Source organism: Streptomyces tyrfis (assembly GCF_037034285.1).
Classification (GTDB): domain Bacteria; phylum Actinomycetota; class Actinomycetes; order Streptomycetales; family Streptomycetaceae; genus Streptomyces.
The window spans coordinates 42,914-62,146 of sequence record NZ_JBAGJZ010000040.1 but is presented as its reverse complement, the minus strand read 5'-3'; the positions used below and the strand labels follow the sequence as shown (position 1 = coordinate 62,146).

The window sequence follows — 19,233 nt, the reverse complement described above, 5'->3', positions numbered from 1 at the left end:
GGGCGGATCGTCGCCGAGGTGCGCGCTCCGCCGCGCTGCCGAAGAATCGTTCTGTCCGGTTCCTCGCGGAGCCGCCCTGCGATCGCGAACGTTTCGCCGGGGTGGGGGGCGCACGACGAAGGGATGCGTCATGACCGCTTCCACCACTCCGATGAACCTCACCCGAGCGGCCCACGTCGGGATCTCGGTCTCCGACCTGGACGCGTCGGTCGCCTTCTACCGGCCCTGACCGGGCGGGAGCCCGTCGCGTCCGGAACCATGCACAGCGTCCCGTTCGGCGGACCTCAGGGACTGCCCACCGCGAGACTGCGCTACGCCACGATCAACCTGGACAACAACCTCGGCATCGATCTCATCCAGTTCCAGGAGCCGGTCGGCGAACGGACGAACGGAGTGGCGAACCGCCCCGGCTCGATGCATCTGTGCTTCAGGACCGACGACTTCGACGCCGTGTACCAGCGGATGAAGGATGCGGGCTACAACTTCCTCGGCGACGACTACACATTCATCGCGGGAGAGGTGACCCCTGATGCGGCGCACGGCACCAAGGTCGCCTACTTCAACGACCCCGACGGCACGAACCTGGAGATCATCCAGCCCAAGGGCGGCTTCGCTGCCTAGGGGGTGTCTGATAAATGAGTGCGGGAGAAGGAGCGGGGTCCGGCACGTGCGATCGCGAGGCGGAGGGCCACCCTCCTACTGGGCACGTACCGGGGCGACCCCGACGACGCCGCGAACGCGCGGGCCAGACATCGCACGGCAGACGGCAGTTCGAAGACAGCGCCCACGGGCGGGCTCCCTCGCCGCCCCAGCCCGCGCCGACACTCGGTACTCGGTGACGCCCTCGTGGATGTGCGCCATCACACGTGCCCCGCGCAGGAACGTCCCGTCACCGCCCGGGGCGACGACAAGATCCGGGTCCCCGGCTGCGGCCGTCTCCTCGCGCGGCGTCCTCTCGGAATGCGGTGCGCCACCGTCGGCACGGGAGCGGTCATCGTGGGGACGCCCCCGGCTCGCAAGCCCGCGCGGATCGCGGTGCGGCCGTTCGACGGGGAAGGGGAAGGCCTGTACCTCATGGGCCGGGCGTCCGAGCCCGGATCGACGACCGACCCCTGGCGTGGCAGCCACTCGCATTACCCAGCGTCTGCAATTATTGTTCTTGCCCGTAAGGCGCTTTCGCATTCATTCGCGTCGTACACCTGGCACTGACAAGACGCCGCCCTGCGTCCACTGCCACGGCTCCGCCGACAGAGCCGCCGGCCGCAGAGGCATCCGCCTGCTCATGCCTCACCCCCGCACCGGGGATGGAGTCACACCCCGGCACCACTGACCGAAAAGGCACATCATGTCCCTCAAGGAAATCCTTCCCGGCCGACTCGGCTTCGGCACCGCCCCGCTCGGCAACATGTTCCGCGCGATCCCCGACGAGGAGGCCCGCGCCACCGTCGAGGCCGCCTGGGATCAGGGCATCCGCTACTACGACACCGCCCCCTTCTACGGCGCCGGTCTCTCCGAGCAGCGCCTGGGTCAGGTGCTCTCCACCAAGCCCCGTGACGAGTTCGTCCTGTCGACCAAGGTCGGCCGCGTCATCCTCGACGAGCTGGAGGAGGGCGCCCGCGACCTCGGCGAGAAGGGCGGAATCTTCGAGCACGGCAACCGGAACAAGATCGTCCACGAATGGACCGCCGAGGCCACCGAGCGCTCCATCGAGGACAGCCTCAGGCGCCTCGGCGTCGACCGGCTCGACATCGTCTGGGTCCACGACATCGCCCAGGACTTCCACGGCGACCTGTGGGTGCAGAAGTTCGAGGAGGCCCGCACCGGCGCCTTCCGCGTCCTGTCCCGCCTGCGTGACGAGGGCGTCATCAAGGCATGGGGCCTGGGCGTCAACAAGACCGAGCCCATCGAGATGACCCTCGCCCTCGACGAGCCGCAGCCCGACGGCTTCCTGCTCGCCGGCCGCTACACCCTCCTCGACCACGAGCACGCCCTCCAGCGCCTGCTGCCCATGGCCCAGGAGCGACACGTCGGCATGGTCGTCGGCGGCCCCTACAGCTCCGGCATCCTCGCCGGCGGCGCCCACTTCGAGTACCAGCAGGCCCCGCCGGAGATCATCGCGAAGGTCAACCGCCTCAAGGAGCTCACCGCCGAGCACGGCATCTCCATCAAGGCCGCCGCGCTGCAGTTCTCCCTGGCCCACCCGGTGGCCGACGCCGTCGTCCCCGGCGCCACCAAGCCCAGCCGCATCGCCGAGGACATCGCCGCACTCAACGAGAAGATCCCGGCCGCGTTCTGGCACGACCTGCGCGCCGCGGGCCTGGTCAGCCCCGCCGCCCCCCTCCCCAACGGCGCCTGACCCCCAACCCTCACCTCGCAACCCCCACCACAGCACCAGAATCCAGGAGAAAGACCATGGCCTCCACCTCCGTCAGCCGCATAGTGCCCGCCTCCCCCGAGAAGGTGTGGAGCCTCATCGGCGGCTTCGACGCCCTGCCCGACTGGCTCCCCTACATCCCCGAGAGCGTCGCTGTCGAGGGTGGCCGGGTGCGCCGGCTGAAGAACCCCGAGGGCGAAGTGATCATCGAGCGCCTCGTGGACTTCAACGAGACCGAGCGCCACTACAGCTACGCCATCCTCCAGGCCCCGTTCCCGGTGGACGACGGGTACGTTTCCACCATCCGCGTCCACACCGTCCCCGGCCGTGACGACGTCGCCGAGGTCCAGTGGTCCGGCCGCTTCTACCCCAAGGGCGCCACCGAGCAGGAAGTCGTCGACCTGTTCACCGGCATCTACCGCGACGGCCTCGACGCACTCCACAAGACCCTCTCCGCCTGACACTCCAGGGTCACCCACCGCGCGGCCCGGGTACGCACCCCGCGTACCCGGGCCGCGGTGCGCCCGGGGCGCCCAGTCACCCACCGCAACGGCCGGAACGTCCAGCACGCGGCGCCGGAGCGGACCGCCCCGCCGCCGGAGCACCGCCGGGCGGCCGACACTTCGATCGCCCCGCCCCAGGGGCCGATCGCCAGGCGTCCCCGCTCGCGCCGCGCGCTCGCCGACACCGCCGGGCGCACGGCAGCGCCTTACGGGCGCGCGCTCCCGGCCCGGCCCACCCGAAGCCTCCACCGACTCCGCGTGACTCATTCCACACACTGCTATACGGCTGGAACAAATAATCAGCGCATGCACTTATTGAGTCATGTACCGCGCAACCGACGTGGGCTGATCACAGCCCGCTCCGCAGGCCCCGGCCACGTACAAGGAGTTCTCCGTTGACCTCGCTCTTCGCCCCCTGGACCCTCAGGTCGCTGACCATCCCCAACCGCATCTGGATGGCAGCGATGTGCCAGTACAGCGCGGCACCGGAGGGTGACGCGGTCGGCGCCCCCACCGACTGGCACTTCGCGCACCTGGCCGCCCGTGCCGCCGGCGGCACCGGCCTGATCATCACCGAGGCCACGGCAGTCCACCCCGAGGGCCGGATCAGCCCGTACGATCTGGGCATCTGGAACGACACGCAGGTCGCCGCCTTCCAGCGGATCACCGCGTTCCTCAGGGCCCAGGGCGCCGTCCCCGGCATCCAGCTCGCCCACGCCGGACGCAAGGCCTCCACCGAGCGCACCTGGGTCGACCGCGGACGCCAGATCACGCCTGACGAGCCCTACGGCTGGACGCCGTCCGGCCCCAGCGCGATCCCCTTCGGCGAGTCCTCGACCGTTCCCGGGGAACTGTCCGTCCCCGACATCCAGGAGATCGTCCAGCAGTTCGCCGACGCCGCCGAACGCGCCCTGGCCGCCGGATTCGAGGTCGTCGAGATCCACGGCGCCCACGGCTACCTGATCCACCAGTTCCTCTCCCCGCACAGCAACCACCGCACCGACGAATACGGCGGCTCCTTCGAAGGCCGCACCCGCTTCGCCCTCGAGGTCGTCGAGGCGGTCCGCGCCGTGTGGCCCGAGAACCTGCCGGTCTTCTTCCGCATCTCCGCCACCGACTGGCTCACCGAGAACCCCGAGGACGACCGCGAAGGCTGGACCGCCGACGAGACCGTCCGCTTCGCCAAGGAACTCCAGGCCCGGGGCGTCGACCTCATGGACGTCTCCACCGGCGGCATCGCGCCCGACGCGAAGATCGAGACCGGACCCCACTACCAGGTGCCCTTCGCCGAGCGGGTCCGCAAGGAGACGGGCATGCCCGTGGCGGCCGTCGGCCTGATCACCGAGCCCGCACAGGCGCAGGATGTCATCGCCTCCGGCCAGGCCGACGCCGTCCTCCTCGGACGTGAACTCCTGCGCGACCCGTACTGGGCACGCCACGCCGCCGCCGAACTCGGCGGCGAGGTCCCCTCCCCCATCCAGTACCACCGCGCCTGACCGGTCGGCGGAGGCCCCCTGACCTCGCCCGCCGAGAGATGCGCGCAGGGTACCGCGCCTCGCACAGTGCCAGGTTCCCTCGCCGACGGCGGCACGACCCGACCGCCGTCGGCGAGGGAACCCAGCACTCGGCACGACCGGCCCTCCCGGCCGATGCCCCGTCGTGACCGGCGCGGCACACCCAGGGGTGACGACGATCGTGTCGCCCCCCCGCTGACGAGCGCCGCGGTACCGGCCCGGCCGGCGCCCGCGGCGCCGCTCCGCGGACGCGCCCCGGCCTCCAGCACGCGGTCCACAGTCGCACGCCCCGACGCGGCAGGAGGGAGGAATGCGGCAAGGTGCCGTCCACCGCTGCCGGTGGACCGCGACCCGACAACCACAGATGATTGCATTAGCCCTATATAGGCCATGGCTAATATTTCGCTCCATGGCTTATCCTGTAATCCAGCCGCATCCCGAAGGAGACCTGGCCCCATGACCGCCACGGACCCAGCACTCACCGCCCTCGCCAGCGGATGGGGCGCCCTCTCCCTCCTGCACAGCAAGATCGAGGCACGCATCGAGCGTGCCCTGCAGTCCGGGCACGGCCTGAGCGTGCGGGAGTACTCGCTGCTCGACGTGCTCAGCCGCCAGCACGACGGCGAGGGCGGGCATCTGCAGATGAAGCAGGTCGCCGACGCCGTCGTGCTCAGCCAGAGCGCCACCACCCGCCTGGTCACCCGCCTCGAAGACCGCAACCTGCTCTCGCGCTACCTGTGCCCGACCGACCGCCGCGGCATCTACACCAACGTCACCGAGGCCGGCCTGAAGCTTCTGGAGGAAGCCCGGCCGACCAACGACGCCGCCCTCCGGGAAGCCCTCGACGAGGCCGCCAAGGACCCCGAACTGTCCTCGCTGGTCGAAGCGGTGGAGGCGGTGGAAGCTCCTTCGCGACGCCCGTAGACCCCGGCGACGCGACCGCCTTCCCGCGCGACCCGCCCGGAACGGAGAAGGGTGCGGGCCTGCCCGTCGACGGCGCCGTCGAGGAGTTCCTCGGACGGGCGGTCGCCTCCGGATTGCCGGTGCGCTGGGAGCGGCGCGGGGCGATGCCCACGCTGTCCCCCCTGGTCGAACAGGGGTTGTACCGGGTGGTGCAGGAGGCCCTCACCAACGCCGTGAAGCACGCGCCGGACAGTGCGATCCGGGTGCGGATCACCCACGAGGCCGACCGTACCCGCGTGAGCGTCGTGAACGCCGCTCCGTCGGCCGACGGGCCGGCGCACGCGAGCGAGGCCCCGGCGACCGGCCCGCGCCTACGCCTACCCGCCCGATCGCGCCCGTTCCGCGCCCCGGCCGCCCGGCGCCCGTTGCGAGTTCTACCGTTCCGGCCGCGACCTGTTCGACGAGGTCGACCTCTACCGGCTCTGCTGGTCCGGCGACACGCTGGTGACGAAGGACACCGTGTCCGCAAGCCGGCCCTGACCCGCGACCTCTGCCCGGCCCGTGGCTGACCGAGGAGCGCCTTCCTGAGATCCGGCAGCTCGAACACGCCCGCCTCGCACTGTTTCCACCGCGGTGGAAACCCCATACCGGGAGATCGTGGCGCGCTCTCCGCAATGGACATCGCCGACGCCGTCACGGCCGTCCTCGGTGCCCCGCAGTGCGCCGCCGCCGTGCGCACCGCCGATGCCGAGCTGTCCCGATGGGGCGCGCTACGGAAGGCTGATCCCGGGGCCCATGTCCTTCGCGAGGGCCACCGCGAGCGCCCGGAAGATCCGCACCTCCGGGTTGTCGTCACCGGCCCGCACCGCGAGGTGGCTGCTCTCCCACGGCGCGTCGAGGACGGGTACGAAGACGGCGCCCGGCCACGCGTAGTACCGAGCGAAGGAGCGCAGGCCGGAGCCCGCGGCCCGTCCGGTGATGACGCCGGTCAGCACCTCCTGCGGGGTGACGGCGAACTCGGAGCTGCGGCGCTGGGCGCGGTCGTCGAAGTACAGATAGTCGGTGAAGGAGTGCGGGGTGTGTCCCGGGACGCGGAACAGCGGCAGCTCGGTGAGGTCCGCGACGCCGACCCCGGACGTCCGGGCGTCGGCCAGGGGTGACCGCTCGTGCACGACGACGATCCGCTGCTCGGTGGTGAGGACGTCCGCGACGAGCCGCTCGTCGTCCGGGCCCGGCCGCACGAAGGCCACGTCCACCCGGTCCTCCACCAGCGCGGTCACATGCTCCGTGAAGTCCAGCTGCCGGATCTCGACCCGCACCTCGGGCCGGGCCCGCCGGTAGGCGTTGATGGCCGCGGGCGTCAGCTCCGCCGAACCGTGTCCCATGATCCCCACCCGCAGCGGCCGCCCTCCGTCGGCCTCGTGTGTGACGTCCGCCAGGTCGTCGAGTGCGGCGTTCGCGGCGTCGAGAAGGGTGCGCGCGTGTCCGGCGAGCCGCACCCCGGCGGCCGTCGGCACGACGGGGGAGCCGGACCGGTCGAGGAGCCGCGCGCCGACCTGGCTCTCCAGGCGGCGTACGTGCTGGGTGACGGCGGGCGGCGACAGGAAGAGCCGCGCCGCGGCCCGTCCGAAGTGCCCCTCCTCGACGACCGCCAGGAACGACGACAGCAGCCGCAGGTCAAGCGTCATTCGACCAGCGTAGACGGGGAGCCGGGCAGGCGGCGCGGGCCGTTCACGAATCGTGAACGTACGGCGCGGGCCGAACGGTCGGGCACGTACGAATGGGGGCATGACCGCACCCCCTGTCACCATCACTGCCACCGCGTCTGTCACCGCCGTCCCCGCGGCCGCCGGCCCCCGGGGCGCCCGCGCCGCGTGGATCATGCTGGCCTCCGGCTGGAGCGCCAACCAGTTCTCGGCCCTGCTGGGCGCCTACCGCAGCCGTCTCGGCCTCACCGAGTCCACGGTGACCGGCCTGTTCGCGGTGTACGTCGTCGGTCTGATACCGGCGCTCCTGATCGCGGGCCCGCTCGCGGACCGCAGGGGACGGCGCCGGGTGGCGCTCGCGGCCCTCGCCCTCAACGTCCTGTCCACCCTGCTCCTCATGGCGGGCGGCGCGTGGGGCGGTATCTGGCTGCTGCTGTCCGGCCGCTTCCTGACCGGTGTCAGCGCGGGCGCGCTGCTGGCCGCAGGCAGCGCCTGGATCAAGGAACTCTCCGACTCGCCGCGCCGCCCCGGCCTGTTCGTCTCCGCGGGCTTCGCGACGGGCGGCCTCGTGGCGGCGCTCATCGCTCAGTGGGCTCCCTGGCCGATGGTGACGGCGTACGTCCCGCACGTCGTCCTCGGGGCGGCGGCGGGGTGGCTCGCACTGGCCGCCCCGGAGACGGGCGGGCGGGTCCCGGTCCACAGCTCCGAGGCCGCCCGCGAACACACCGGCCGCCGCTTCCGGCGTACGGTGCTGCCCCTGGCCCCCTGGGTCTTCACGGCCCCCACCATCGGCTTCGTCACATTGCCGAGCACCCTCCACACCGGCCTGATCCTCACGGGCGTCGCGACGGCCGTCGTCCCCGGAACCGGCCTGCTCACCGCGCGGCGGGCCCGGTCCACGCCCACCACGGGCCTCCTGGTCGTCGCGGCGGGCACGGTGACCGCCGCCGTCGCCGCCGCGACGGGGAACCAGCCCCTCGCCCTCCTCGCCGCGATCGTTCTCGGCGCGGGCTACGGACTGGCCCTCGCCCACGGGCTCACCCGGACCGCGGCCCTCGCCCCGCCCGACCAACTCGCCCGCTGGACGGCCCGGTTCTGGACGGCGGCGTACCTCGGCATGTTCACCCCGTACGTCCTCACGCTCCTCGGCCACCTCACGACGACGCCGGTGCTGCTGGCGGCCGTCACGCTGCTCGCCCTCGCCCACGCCGGATTCGGTTCGTACCAGGTCGAACGGCCGGCGCGACGCCGTACGCCGTGACGCGTTCCCGCGGTCCCGCAAAGGAGCCGCACCCGATGCGGACCGTCCCGGACATCCGTCCCGCTTCCCGGAGAACCGTGGGACGGCCGGCGGGGCGGGCCGCGGTCGGCGGGGCGGGCCGGACGCCTGCCCGGCCGCGGACCGTGTCCAGGCCCTCGCGGGCGCCGGAGCCGATCAGCTCGCGGACGGGCTCGGCGAGCGCGGCGAAGGCGTGGAGGAGCCTGACGGCGGGGCCGTCCTCATGGACGCGCCCCGCCGTCGGCGCCGGCCGGTCGGATCACCAGTGGTCGTGGTGCTCGCAGCGCTCGTCGTGCTCGTGGCGCTTGATCCTGGTGGGGTCGTTGGCGGTGTGGGTCGTGGTGTCGCCGCCCCCGGTGACGGTGACGGTGTTCGTCACCTGGGCATGTGCCTTGCAGGAGACGTCGACCTTCAGGGTGATGGGAGGGTAGCTGCTCCCGGCGGGGAGGACGTCGCTGCGGGTGCAGGTGAGGGTGTTCAGGGTGCAGTTCCATCCCGTGCCGCGGATGCTGTCGGCGCTGAGCCCGGCGGGGAGGGTGTCGTGCACGGTGACCGCGGTGCCGTCGGTCGGGGCGGCCCCGGCGGCGTTGCCCACGGTGATGGTGTAGGCGCCGTCCCGCCCCTGGGTGAAGTGCCTGGCGTGGGTCTTGGCGATGGTCAGGGACGGGACCGTGTAGGAGATGGTCACCTGGCCGTTGTGGTTCGCCGTTCCCGTGGTCGAGAGCGCGTAGCTCGTGCCGGTGCCCGTGGGGGTGGCGAAGCTGCTGCCGCCGCCACCGCCGCCACCGCCCGCCGAGGTGCCTCTGTTGTTGACGGCGCCGCTGCCGCCGCCCCCGCCGGCGAAGTACCCGCCCCCGCCGCCCCCGCCGCCGGCGATGGCGGTGGCGGCGCAGCCGCCGTCGAAGCTGCCCCCGGTGCCACCGGTCCCGACCGCGGCGCCCGAGAACCCGCTCCCCGGCCCGCCGTTCATGGCCACGCAGGAGGGAACGGAGCCGGCGGCCCCGCCGGCGCCCCCGGTGCTCGTGCTGGTGCTGCCGCCGCCTCCGCCCTGCCCCGGCGCGGCCCCGGGCCCGGTGGCGCTTCCCGCGGTGCCGCCGGTGGCATCAGGTGTCGTCCCGCCGTGGCCCCCGTTCCCTCCCGGCGAGCCCGCTCCGGTGCCGCCCGCGGCGCCGCCGCCCCCGGCGACCACCAGCAGGGAGCCGCCCGTGCTGACGCTGGAGGCCCCGCCTCCGCCCGGACCTTCGAAATGAAAACCGCTGAGCGGGAAACTCCCGCCCGGGGCGCCGCCGTTGAAGCCGCCGGCGCCCGGCGTCCCGGTGCCGTTGCAGCCTTTGCCGCCGGTGCCGCCGACGTCGACGGTGAAGGTCGTCGGTGCGGTGGTCTGCGGGAGGGTGGTGACGACCCGCGCCCCCGACCCACCGGTCCCCGTGACGGAACAGGGCGTGCCGGCGTTGTCGGCGCCGCCGGCGCCGTCCGCGGTGATCGTCACCACCGCCCCCGCCGGAACCGTCAAGGTCTGCGGAGCGCCGGTGAAGGCAAAGGTCTGCGACGGATCAGCCCTCTGTTCCCGCGTCGGCACGGCCCCCGCCGGCGCGGCGGTCACCGGCGGAGCCGTGGCCGCCAGCAGCGCCATGCCGGACAGCAGCACGCACCCTGCCGATACCGCCCCCGCACCGCGCTCGCCACGCCGTCCGCCCGGGCCGACCGGACCGGACGCGCCGACGTCACGCACTGGGGCCGTCCCACCGGCCGGGTCCCTGAACACGGACACGGGCCACTGCCGGCCGACCCTATGCCACGGCAGAACGCCTTGTCCGCGAGTACGAGCTCTCATCCGCGGGTTCACCTCTCCTCACAGCGAAGCGCCCCGCACCCCTCGCGCGACAAGACGCAGGCATGACGGGACATCTGATGGGAAATCACGACAAATCAGAATTAGATACCCTGATCCGATCACTTCGGGGCAGCGAGGCGGAGGCCGCCGTCCGCGCGGCCCATCCATCACGCGACTGGCCCCACCGCGAGGGCGGGACCGTCACAGCACCTGGTCGTCCCATTGGCTCAGGAGATCGTCGCCCGTGGCGTGACCGGGCTCGGCCGCACCGTCGCGCAGCGATTGCTCGGCCCAGATGACCTTGCCGTGGTCGGTGTACCGGGTGCCCCAGCATTGGGCGAACTGGGCGATGAGGAACAGGCCGCGCCCGCCCTCGTCCGTGGTGGCCGCCCGGCGCAGATGCGGAGAGGTGCTGCTGCCGTCGGAGACCTCGCAGATGAGAATGTTGCGGTCGTACAGCAGGCGAAGCCGGACGGGGGCGGCGCCGTAGCGAATGGCGTTGGTGACCAGCTCGCTGACGATCAGCTCGGTGGTGAAGGCGGCCTGGTCCAGGCCCCAGGTCTCCAGCCGGCGGGCGCAGGCGGAGCGGAGAGGGGCTACGGCTGTGGGGCCGCCCGTCACGTCCCACTCGGCGACCTGCTCGGGATCCAGCATCCGGGTGCGAGCCACCAGAAGGGCGATGTCGTCGCCGGGGCGGGCGGGCAGCAGGGCGTCGATCACCGTCCGGCAGGTCTGTTCCGGAGTGTGGTCCCGATGGGCGAGGGCCTCTCGCAGAAGTTCGAGGCCGGTGTCGAGGTCGCGGTCGCGGTTTTCGACGAGTCCGTCGGTGAAGAGGGCGAGCCGGGTACCGGCGGGCAGGTGCAGCTCCGCGCTCTCGATCGGCAGGCCGGCGCTGAGGCCGAGGGGCGGGGAGACGGGGATGTCGGGGAAGGAGACGGTGCCGTCGGGGTGGACGACGGCGGGGCCCAGGTGCCCGGCCCGGGCCACGGCGCACCGGCCGGAGACCGGGTCGTAGATCGCGTACAGGCAGGTGGTGCCGGTGATGGCCGTGCCGTTGCCCTCGGCGGTGTGTTCCTGGTCGATGCGGGCGACGAGCTCGTCGAGGTGCCCGAGAAGTTCGTCGGGTGACAGGTCGAGCGCGGAGAAGCTGTGGATGGCGGTGCGCAGGCGGCCCATGGTGGCGGCGGCGTGCAGGCCGTGGCCGACGACGTCGCCGACCACCAGGGCCACCCGGGCGCCGGGCAGCGGGATGACGTCGAACCAGTCGCCGCCCACCCCGGCCTGGGCCGGCAGATAGCGGTACGCGACCTCGACGGCGGACTGCTCGGGCAGCTCGCGGGGCAGCAGGCTGCGCTGCAGGGTGACGGCCATCGCGTGCTCACGTGTGTAACGGCGGGCGTTGTCGACGCAGATGGCCGCGCGGGCGGTCAGCTCCTCGGCGAAGGACAGGTCGTCCTCGTCGAAGGGCTGGTTCTCCGAACGCCAGAAGTCGGCCGTCCCCAGCACGATCCCGCGCGCCTGCAGCGGTACCGAGATCAGGGAGTGGATGCCGTAGTCCAGGATTCTCCGAGAGCGTTCCGGGTCCTGGGCACGCCAGCTGTCGGATGCCGCCAGGTCGGGCGCGAGCGTCGCACGGCCCGTTGCCAGACCAGCGGCTATGGGGTTCGCGGGGACGAACCGGATCAGCTCGCCGACCGGGAAGAGGGGCTGGTCGTCGCGGATGCCGCGGACGGCGGTGCGGCGCACTTCGGTGCTCGGGCCGACCGGTTCCTCGCCTCGCAGGACGGGGTCCCGAAGCTCGACGGTGACGAAGTCGGCGAACCGGGGGACGGCCACTTCGGCCAGTTCCTCGGCGGTTCGCACCACGTCCAGCGTGGTGCCGATCCGGACCCCGGCGTCGTACAGCAGCCTCAGGCGCGCCCGCGCCACCTTCGCCCGGCTCGTCACGGCGCGCAGTTCGGTGGTGTCACGCAGCGTAGCCACGCTGCCCGCCTGGCCGCCGTCGCCGACGGGCCGCAGGTTGACGGCCAGCAGCCGGTCCTCCGCGAGATGGACCTCGTCGGTGGCCGTCCGCCCGGAGGCCAGCAGCCCGGCGATGTCCGGCGGCAGGCCGAGGTCGGTGACGTGGCGCCGCTCCGCGTCCGCCGGCAGGTCCAGCAGCCGCCGCGCCTCGTCGTTGGCCAGCAGCAGCCGCCCGTCCCCCGCGATGATCAGCACACCCTCGCGAACCGCGTGCAGCACCGCGTCATGGTGCTCGTACATGCGGGTCATCTCGGTCGGGTCGAGTCCCCGGGTCTGCCGCCGCAGCCGCGCGCTCACCAGCGCGGAGCCGCCGCCGGCCAGCACGAGCGCGCCTCCGGCGCCGCCGAAGAGCATCGGCAGCTGCCGCCCCACCGTCTTGTGCACGTTCTTGACCGTGATCTCGGGAGTCACGATGCCGGCCACCGAGCCGTCGGGCCGGAACACGGGAACCGCCGCGTACACGGACAGCCCCAGAGGGTCCTCGACGATATGCGTGAAGGCCTTGCCGTGCACGGCCTCCTTGTACGGGCCGACATAGCGCTTCCCGATCAGATGCGGGTCACGGTGGGTGAGACGGATGCCGCTTGTCGTAGCCACGACCAGGTTGTCGAGGTTGGACCGTTTCTCGGCCTTCTGGGCGAGCGGCTGAAGCACCGCGGTGGGATTGGGGCCGTCCAGTGCCTTCACGATCCCCGGAGAGTTGGCGAACGCCTCACCGGCGGCAAGCACCTCGCTGCGGGCCGCCTCCGTGCCTTGGCGCCGGGCCTGGAACACCAGCGCCCCCAGCGCCGCGGCGACCATGATCCCCACCACCACCAGCTGCAGGAGGAACACCTGGCCCGCGACGCTCCGCACGCGCAGTAGTGAGCGCAGGGGCCGCTCCCGCGAACGGCGCGGGACTTCCCGTTCATCTCCGGCCCGAGCGCCCCGCGTATGCTCCTGCCAAAAATGAGACAATATACCCATATTTCAATGCTCTATTGATGGGTGGCAGCTGGCACGCTGTACAGCCCGGAGCCGGGTGTCAGCGGCCGGTGGATCCGTCGATCTGCTCGCGGAGGATGTCGGCGTGGCCGGCGTGCCGGCCGGTCTCCTCGATCATGTGCACCAGGACCCATCGCATCGACGGCGCCGGCCCTCGGCGCGGGGGGCGAGGGGCGGGAAGAGCCAGATCCGGGCAGGCCTCGATGACCTGGTTCGCCCGCTCGACGGCCGCCCGGTAGTCGGCGAGCACGTCCTCGACGGTGTCCTGGGAGGACGGCCGCATGGTCGCCGGCCAGTCCTCGGCCTCCTCGCCGAGGAAGTAGAACCGTTCGACGAACGCCAGATGCCTCAGCAGCCCGAGAAGGCTGGTGCCCGAGGGCACTCCGCCCGTCCGCACCTGCGGTTCCGGCGCGCCCGCGACCTTGTCCGCGACCGCATCGCGCAGCTGGTCCAGGAAGCCCCGCAGGGTGGCCTTCTCGTCGGCGCCGGTCCGCGGCGGTCCGGTGTCCTTCGCCCCGGTCCGGGATCGCCGCGCACGGTTTCCCGGCATCACGTCGCTCCTGTCGCCGCACGGCGTCGTCCGGTTCGGGCGGTCATTCGGCGGTCCGCCGGACGAGCAGGACGTTGTCGGTGACGGTGGCGGTCTCGCCGGCGGGCCCGGTGGCCCGGCGGCGGGGCGTGTCGGCGCGCAGGACGGACCAGCGCGCGGGGTCGAGATCGAGTTCGGCCGCGATCTCGGCGGGCGCGGGGCAGTGGCGGTCGGGGTCCTGGTTCCAGGACCAGGGCGCGGTGGAACCGTGGTCGACGACCAGCAGGAGACCGCCGGCTCGCAGGGCCCGCGCGGCGGTGCGCAGGATGCGGCCGCGGGGCAGGGGAAGCGGGGTGTGGAAGTACTGGGCGGAGACGAGATCGAACCGGCCGGCCGGGAAGCCTGCGGCCAGATCGTGCTGTTCGGGGGTGACCCGGTCCGCGACGCCCAGGTCGCGGGCGCGTTCCCGTACCCGTTCGACGGCGGTGGTGGAGATGTCCACGGCCGTGACGTGCCAGCCCCGCCGGGCGAGCCAGAGGGTGTCGCCGCCGGCGCCGCAGCCCAGATCCAGGGCGGCGCCGGGGCGCAGCGGTGCGGCGGTCTCGGCGAGCAGCGGGTTGACGCGTGCGCTCGGGGCGCGCCGGGCGCGGTAGTGCCGCTCCCAGAACAGCTCGGCGTGCTGGTCCGCCGTGCCCTCGTCGTTCGCGGCGTCGGCGGTGGATCGGCGATGCCGGGTGGAATCCATGCGAGTTGGCCCTTCGGTCGGCCGGCGTGCCGCGCGCTCCGGATGGGCGTCCTCGGCGCCGGTGAGGTACGGACAGCATCACCACCGCCGCTTCGCCCTTGCAAGGAAAGTTGCGGATCCGCATCATCGGGGCATGGACAACCCCACCGAGGACGTGCTGGCCGGGGTCGGGCCGCGGCTGCGTGCCCTGCGCCGGGCGCGGAGCGCCACGCTGGCGGCGCTGGCGGACGAGACCGGCCTCACGGCCAGCACCCTGTCGCGCCTGGAGAACGGCAGACTCCGCCCCACGCTGGAGCAGTTGCTGCCCCTGGCCCGGGCGCACGGCGTCCCGCTCGATGATCTCGTCGCGGCGCCGCCCACCGGCGACCCGCGTGTCCACCTGCGGCCGGTGCGGCGGTCCGGTCTGGTACTGGTACCGCTGACCAGGCGGGCCGGCGGCATCCAGGCCTACAAGGTGGTCTATCCGCCCGCCGGCCGCGCACCCGCGATGAACCCGCGGACCCACGAGGGATACGAGTGGTTCTACGTCCTCGACGGACACGTCAGGTTCGTGCTCGGCGAGCAGGAGTTCCGGCTCGGCGCCGGCGAGGCCGCCGAGTTCGACACCCGCATCCCGCACTGGATCGGCAGCGCCGACGGCCGGCCCGCGGAACTGCTCGCCCTGTTCGGGCCGCAGGGAGAGCACGCGCATCTGGCGCCGCGGCGGCGAAGGACCCGCGACTGATCGACGGGTGATCTACGGGCAGTCGACGGGTGATCGACGGGCGCGAGGACCGGGAGCGGGCCGCTCCGACCACGGCGGCAGCGGATCTCCCGCGCTGCTGCTCCACGGCCCCTGGCAGGTCCTCGCGGGTGGCGGCGCGGGCGCCGGGCGCTCTCCTCCGGAGTCCCGCGACCGGTGGTCAGGAGCGCGTTCCGTCTCCGCCGTGCTCCGGTGGCGGCCCGCCACGGTGACGTCGTTCTCGAAGGTTCCGTCCGTGCCGGGGCGTCCGCGCCGTCACGGGACGGACGGGCCGCGCAGGTACGTGCCTTCGGACGTGTACGGCCACGCGTTGGCGACGCACCCCTTCAGCCCGTCGATCTGCTGCATCATCGCGGGCGCACGGCGTCCCGGCCCCGGGCAGGTCTCATGGCCGTGGCCCAGCCAGTGGCCGACCTCATGGTTGATGATCAGCGCCCGGTACTCGGCCAGCGGGCCGTCGAACTGCGGCGACCCCCGCATCCACCGCTTCAGGTTCACGACGACCGTGGTGCCGACGCGGCAGTTGACCTCGCCGTGGGTGTTCAGCCCGTACGCCCCGCAGAGCCGGTCGACGGTGTCCGGTGTCGCGATCCGGATCACCAGACCGACCGGGCCCGAGCCGACCTGCTGGAACGCGTCGTGCCCCGTGCGGGTCCAGCCGCGCGGGTCGGCGAACACCTCGGAGACCGCGGCCGCGGCGGGACCCGTGGCCAGACCGGCGCCCCGCTCCACCTCGACGCGGTAGCGGTGAACGGTGCCGGTGCCATGGCTGCCGGTGTGCGCCGGGGCAGCGGTGACGAACTCGCCGGAGCCGTGCACGGGCAGTTCGTCCGCGTTCTTGCCCGGCCCGGGCGTCCCCTCCCTCGCACGCTCCTCCCCCGCCCCGGTATCGCCGTCGTCGGCCGACGCGGCGGAGCGAGGACCGCCGGCCTTCGAAGGGGCGCCGGGACCGACGCCCGGGCCCGGGGAGGACGACGCCTCCACCCGGTCCGACGGGGCGCCCGCCCGTGCCGACGCCCCTTCGCCGCCACTCCACGCCAACGCCCCGCAGAGCAGCAGCGCACCCGGCACCAGCACGGCGCCCATCACCCGTATCCGGGTCTTCCGGCGGCGGGCCCGCCGAATCGCACCACGACCACGCGTCCGCCGTCCCCGCTCCTCACCCGCCATGGCCGGACTCCTGCCTCGGCTCCATGGGGAACGCTTCGGCGTAACGCACCAGACGCAGGAAGCGTTCGTCCCGGGCGACGTGGAGCAGTCGGCCGGCGGTGACCGGCGCCGAGACCCCGGCGGAGTCGTCGCCGTCGGCCGAGAGGACGACGGCGCTGTCCTTGTAGGTGAAGCGGACGCCGACGCCGACGACCTCCTTCCCGTCCTTCGAGGTCCCGGTCATGGTGAACGCGCGGGCCACGATCCCGTCCACCAGGGTGACCTGCTCGCACTCGTACTTCATCTCCGGGGCCTCCTGGCAGGGCGGCTCCTGCGTCTGGCCGCCGGTGGGGCGTACGGAGAAGACGACGGGGAAGACATGGCCCCCGGAACCGCCCTGGTACTGGCTGACGGCCAGGTCGACCGGGCGTACCGTGCCGAACGCCGCGGGCAGCAGTTCGTCCAGCATGGCCGCCGCCTGCTGCTGGAACTCCTCCTGCCGCCCGCGCTCGGCCGCGGGCAGGTCGGCCATGGACGACTCCCCCGGACTGGGCTGGATGTGGACGGGCACACGTGTCGGCCCGGTGTACGAGGGGTTCGGCGTCGGGAATCCGGGCGTGGGCCTGGTGGACACGGGGGACGGGGGCCCGTCGCTCATGCTCGGTACGGGCGAGGGCGCCCCGACCTGCGCGGCGTCCTCCCCCGTGCCCCAGGACGGCAGCATCGCGCCGAACACCCCGAGCGCCACCACTCCCACCACCCCGCCACTGATCGCCGCCCGCGCCCTGGTGCGGCGTCGGCGGCCCACGGCCAGGGCGACCGGCACCAGGTCCGGCAGCGGAGGCGCCCCCTCGGCCGCCTCCGCCATGGCCTCCCTGATCAGCCGGTCCTCGCTCTCCTGCGGCGCGCCTTCCGGAAACATGTCCATGACGTTCTCCTCAGCTGCGGGTGGTGTAGAGGCACGGGTCGCCCAGCCGCGTACGCAGCGTGGCGAGCGAGCGCGAGCACTGGCTCTTGACGGTGGACTCGCTGCAGCGCAGCAGCTCGGCGACCGTCCGCACGTCCAGGTCCTCCCAGTAGCGCAGGACGACCATCGCCCGGGCACGGGGCGGCAGTTCGGCGAGCGCGGTCAGCAGCGTCACCGTCAGCTCGGGGCCCACCGAGGGGCGGGGGGCGTCGACACGGCTGTGGGCCAGGAAGTCGCGGAGCCGGCGTCGGCGCTCGGCGAGATACGTCCGGGTGAGGACGGTGCGCGCATAGGCGGCGGGATCGTCGGCCTTGCTCGCCCGGTGCCAGTACTGGAAGAGCTTGGCCAGCGTCGTCTGGGCCAGGTCGCGGGCGCTCTCCGCATCGCCGCACAGCAGGTATGCGGTCCGGTACAGACGCCGTTGGTACGCCCGGGCGAACTCCTCGAATCCGGTGGAGTCCCGACTGCCGTCTGCGGTCATCTGTCCCCCTCTCCGGGGTCTCGGTGGTCTATCACCCCTGTACTGAGTGGCGGCGCGGCCAAAAGGTTGAAGACGAGTTCGGGAATTTTCCGGCGCGGCCGCACAGGCTGGGGAAGCGGAGCTTCAGCACGTCGTCGACGGTCCGCGGGTACGGCCCCGGAGATCGTCTCGACGCGGTGCCGGCTCAGACGGTGGAGTCCGCCACGGCGGAGGCGGTCCGCACGCCGGGCAACAGGCGGATGACCGGTCCGGCGGGCAGCGGGGCCGACGCGATCAGACCGGTCATCAGGATGCCGCACCCGAACAGCGCGGTCCGCAGGTCGTCGTCGGCGGCGCTCGTCGCGTCGCTCAGCGAGAACGGACCAGGAGCACGGCCCCGGTCCGGCGCCGCCGCGACGGGAAGAGCACGACGACGGCCGCGATCACGCACGGCTGGAAAGCGGCGTGCGGCAGATTCGGCAGCCGCTGGGAGACCGCGAACGGACACGAGGCGGCGAGGGCCGCGGCGGCCGTCTCCACGACGCCCCGGCCGCCTCTGCCCGGACGCGCTGGAGCGTCCGGGCAGAGGCGGCCGACACGACGGAAACAGCTGACGAGGGGCATGCGGTCCAGTATTGGCCGCCACGGGCGCGCGGGCGTGGGCCTCAGGGCCGATCCGGACTCCGCCTTTCGGCAGAGCCGAGCGCTCAGCGCCCTTCAGGCCGGATTCGGCGGGGGGACGGGGGCGCCGGGGCCGGCCGCGCGACGCCGCCGGTCGCCGGAGCACGGGACGCGGCGCCGCCGGGCGGCACCGACGGCACGGGCGGCACGGGCGGCACGGAGATCGTCGTACGCCACGGGCGTCCCAGCAGTTCTTCGACGCCCTTGAGGTCACCGGCCGCCAGACGGCTGCGAATCAGGGTGGAGGAGCAGGTCCGGCCGTCGTGGGCGACGAGGGGCACGGCGTCCACGGTGAATCCGAGCCGCTTTCCCGCGCGGCGGAGCAGGGTGGGGTCGCCACCGCCTCCCCGGCCGAAGCGGAAGTTCTCGCCCACCACCACGGCACGGGCCCCGAGCGTGCGGCCGAGGACCCGGTCGGCGAACTCGTCGGCCGCCATGCCGGCCAGCACCGGAGTGAACGGCAGCACGAGGACGGCGTCGATGCCGAGGCCGTGGGCGAGGCGGACGCGTTCTTCGAGGGACGTCAGGCGCCTGGGCGCGCGCTCCGGGAAGGTCACCGTGAGGGGATGCGGGTCGAAGGTCAGCAGCACGGACGGCAGCCCGTGCCGAGCCGCCCGCTCGCGCACCCGCCGGACCAGTGCGGCGTGTCCGCGGTGGAACCCGTCGAAGACGCCCATGGTCACGGCGCAGCCACGCCAGTCGGGGGGCACCTCGTGCAGCCCCGTCCACACGGTGCCGGCCGACGCGCCGGAGCCCGCGCCGGTGGGAGGTGTCGACGTACGGGTGTCGCTCATGGTGCGGCTCCAGGGTGGGCCGGGGCGGCGGCGGGCCGCCCCGGCGG

The 19,233-nt window shown here is 73.1% G+C and carries 19 protein-coding genes; 9 read left to right on the top strand and 10 right to left on the bottom strand.

What is annotated here, in order from left to right; translation table 11 throughout:
- Nucleotides 1–130: 130 nt before the first annotated feature.
- From WA762_RS35785 to WA762_RS26455, 7 genes are all read left to right on the top strand, one after another.
- Complete coding sequence (locus WA762_RS35785; RefSeq protein WP_443080681.1) at nucleotides 131–229, top strand: VOC family protein; 99 nt, start codon at nucleotides 131–133, stop codon at nucleotides 227–229.
- Nucleotides 230–258: 29 nt separating this feature from the next.
- The gene (locus WA762_RS26480; RefSeq protein ID WP_335938928.1) at nucleotides 259–621 is read left to right on the top strand and encodes a VOC family protein; all 363 of its coding nucleotides are present in this window, start codon (nucleotides 259–261) and stop codon (nucleotides 619–621) included.
- Between the two features lie 724 nt (nucleotides 622–1,345).
- Complete coding sequence (locus WA762_RS26475; protein ID WP_335938927.1) at nucleotides 1,346–2,356, top strand: aldo/keto reductase; 1,011 nt, start codon at nucleotides 1,346–1,348, stop codon at nucleotides 2,354–2,356.
- Between the two features lie 56 nt (nucleotides 2,357–2,412).
- Nucleotides 2,413–2,835, top strand: coding sequence for an SRPBCC family protein (locus WA762_RS26470; protein WP_335938925.1), 423 nt, complete (start codon nucleotides 2,413–2,415; stop codon nucleotides 2,833–2,835).
- Nucleotides 2,836–3,272: 437 nt separating this feature from the next.
- Nucleotides 3,273–4,373: an NADH:flavin oxidoreductase/NADH oxidase gene (locus WA762_RS26465; RefSeq protein ID WP_335938924.1), complete on the top strand. Its 1,101-nt coding sequence runs from the start codon at nucleotides 3,273–3,275 to the stop codon at nucleotides 4,371–4,373.
- 474 nt (nucleotides 4,374–4,847) lie between these two features.
- Nucleotides 4,848–5,315 (top strand): MarR family winged helix-turn-helix transcriptional regulator, encoded by a 468-nt coding sequence (locus WA762_RS26460; protein ID WP_335938922.1) that lies wholly within the window; start codon nucleotides 4,848–4,850, stop codon nucleotides 5,313–5,315.
- Between the two features lie 143 nt (nucleotides 5,316–5,458).
- Nucleotides 5,459–5,863, top strand: a complete 405-nt coding sequence (locus tag WA762_RS26455; RefSeq protein ID WP_443080682.1) for an ATP-binding protein — start codon at nucleotides 5,459–5,461, stop codon at nucleotides 5,861–5,863.
- Nucleotides 5,864–6,064: 201 nt separating this feature from the next.
- Here the strand turns inward: WA762_RS26455 and WA762_RS26450 are convergent, their stop codons facing one another.
- A complete protein-coding gene (locus WA762_RS26450; protein ID WP_335938921.1) occupies nucleotides 6,065–6,982 on the bottom strand; it encodes a LysR family transcriptional regulator in 918 nt (305 codons plus the stop codon).
- Nucleotides 6,983–7,082: 100 nt separating this feature from the next.
- Here WA762_RS26450 and WA762_RS26445 point away from each other — a divergent pair, with 100 nt between their 5' ends.
- Nucleotides 7,083–8,261 (top strand): MFS transporter, encoded by a 1,179-nt coding sequence (locus WA762_RS26445; RefSeq protein WP_335938919.1) that lies wholly within the window; start codon nucleotides 7,083–7,085, stop codon nucleotides 8,259–8,261.
- 277 nt (nucleotides 8,262–8,538) lie between these two features.
- On the opposite strand, the gene WA762_RS26440 is transcribed toward WA762_RS26445, so the two are convergent.
- The 4 genes from WA762_RS26440 to WA762_RS26425 all read right to left on the bottom strand — a co-directional run bounded on the left by WA762_RS26440 (nucleotide 8,539) and on the right by WA762_RS26425 (nucleotide 14,393).
- Nucleotides 8,539–9,927 carry a hypothetical protein gene (locus WA762_RS26440; protein WP_335938918.1) on the bottom strand — a complete coding sequence of 463 codons (1,389 nt, stop codon included), beginning with the start codon at nucleotides 9,925–9,927 and terminating at the stop codon, nucleotides 8,539–8,541.
- 387 nt (nucleotides 9,928–10,314) lie between these two features.
- On the bottom strand, nucleotides 10,315–13,101 hold the full coding sequence (locus WA762_RS26435; protein ID WP_443080680.1) for a SpoIIE family protein phosphatase: 2,787 nt from the start codon (nucleotides 13,099–13,101) through the stop codon (nucleotides 10,315–10,317).
- 58 nt (nucleotides 13,102–13,159) lie between these two features.
- Nucleotides 13,160–13,669 (bottom strand): DinB family protein, encoded by a 510-nt coding sequence (locus tag WA762_RS26430; protein ID WP_335938915.1) that lies wholly within the window; start codon nucleotides 13,667–13,669, stop codon nucleotides 13,160–13,162.
- A 43-nt stretch (nucleotides 13,670–13,712) separates the two neighbouring features.
- Entirely contained in the window at nucleotides 13,713–14,393 is a 681-nt protein-coding gene (locus tag WA762_RS26425; protein ID WP_335938912.1) for an SAM-dependent methyltransferase, read from the bottom strand.
- Nucleotides 14,394–14,526: 133 nt separating this feature from the next.
- Between WA762_RS26425 and WA762_RS26420 the strand changes: the two genes are divergently transcribed.
- Nucleotides 14,527–15,117: a helix-turn-helix domain-containing protein gene (locus WA762_RS26420; protein WP_335938911.1), complete on the top strand. Its 591-nt coding sequence runs from the start codon at nucleotides 14,527–14,529 to the stop codon at nucleotides 15,115–15,117.
- A gap of 273 nt (nucleotides 15,118–15,390) precedes the next feature.
- Here the strand turns inward: WA762_RS26420 and WA762_RS26415 are convergent, their stop codons facing one another.
- From WA762_RS26415 to WA762_RS26395, 5 genes are all read right to left on the bottom strand, one after another.
- On the bottom strand, nucleotides 15,391–16,305 hold the full coding sequence (locus tag WA762_RS26415; protein WP_335938910.1) for a DUF3152 domain-containing protein: 915 nt from the start codon (nucleotides 16,303–16,305) through the stop codon (nucleotides 15,391–15,393).
- Nucleotides 16,295–17,212, bottom strand: a complete 918-nt coding sequence (locus WA762_RS26410) for a hypothetical protein (protein WP_335938909.1) — start codon at nucleotides 17,210–17,212, stop codon at nucleotides 16,295–16,297. The genes WA762_RS26415 and WA762_RS26410 overlap by 11 nt, the downstream gene beginning before the upstream one ends.
- Nucleotides 17,213–17,222: 10 nt before the next feature.
- The gene (locus WA762_RS26405) at nucleotides 17,223–17,732 is read right to left on the bottom strand and encodes a SigE family RNA polymerase sigma factor (protein WP_335938908.1); all 510 of its coding nucleotides are present in this window, start codon (nucleotides 17,730–17,732) and stop codon (nucleotides 17,223–17,225) included.
- 184 nt (nucleotides 17,733–17,916) lie between these two features.
- Nucleotides 17,917–18,162, bottom strand: coding sequence for a hypothetical protein (locus WA762_RS26400; RefSeq protein WP_335938907.1), 246 nt, complete (start codon nucleotides 18,160–18,162; stop codon nucleotides 17,917–17,919).
- 256 nt (nucleotides 18,163–18,418) lie between these two features.
- Nucleotides 18,419–19,186, bottom strand: coding sequence for a hypothetical protein (locus tag WA762_RS26395; RefSeq protein ID WP_335938905.1), 768 nt, complete (start codon nucleotides 19,184–19,186; stop codon nucleotides 18,419–18,421).
- Nucleotides 19,187–19,233: the final 47 nt, after the last annotated feature.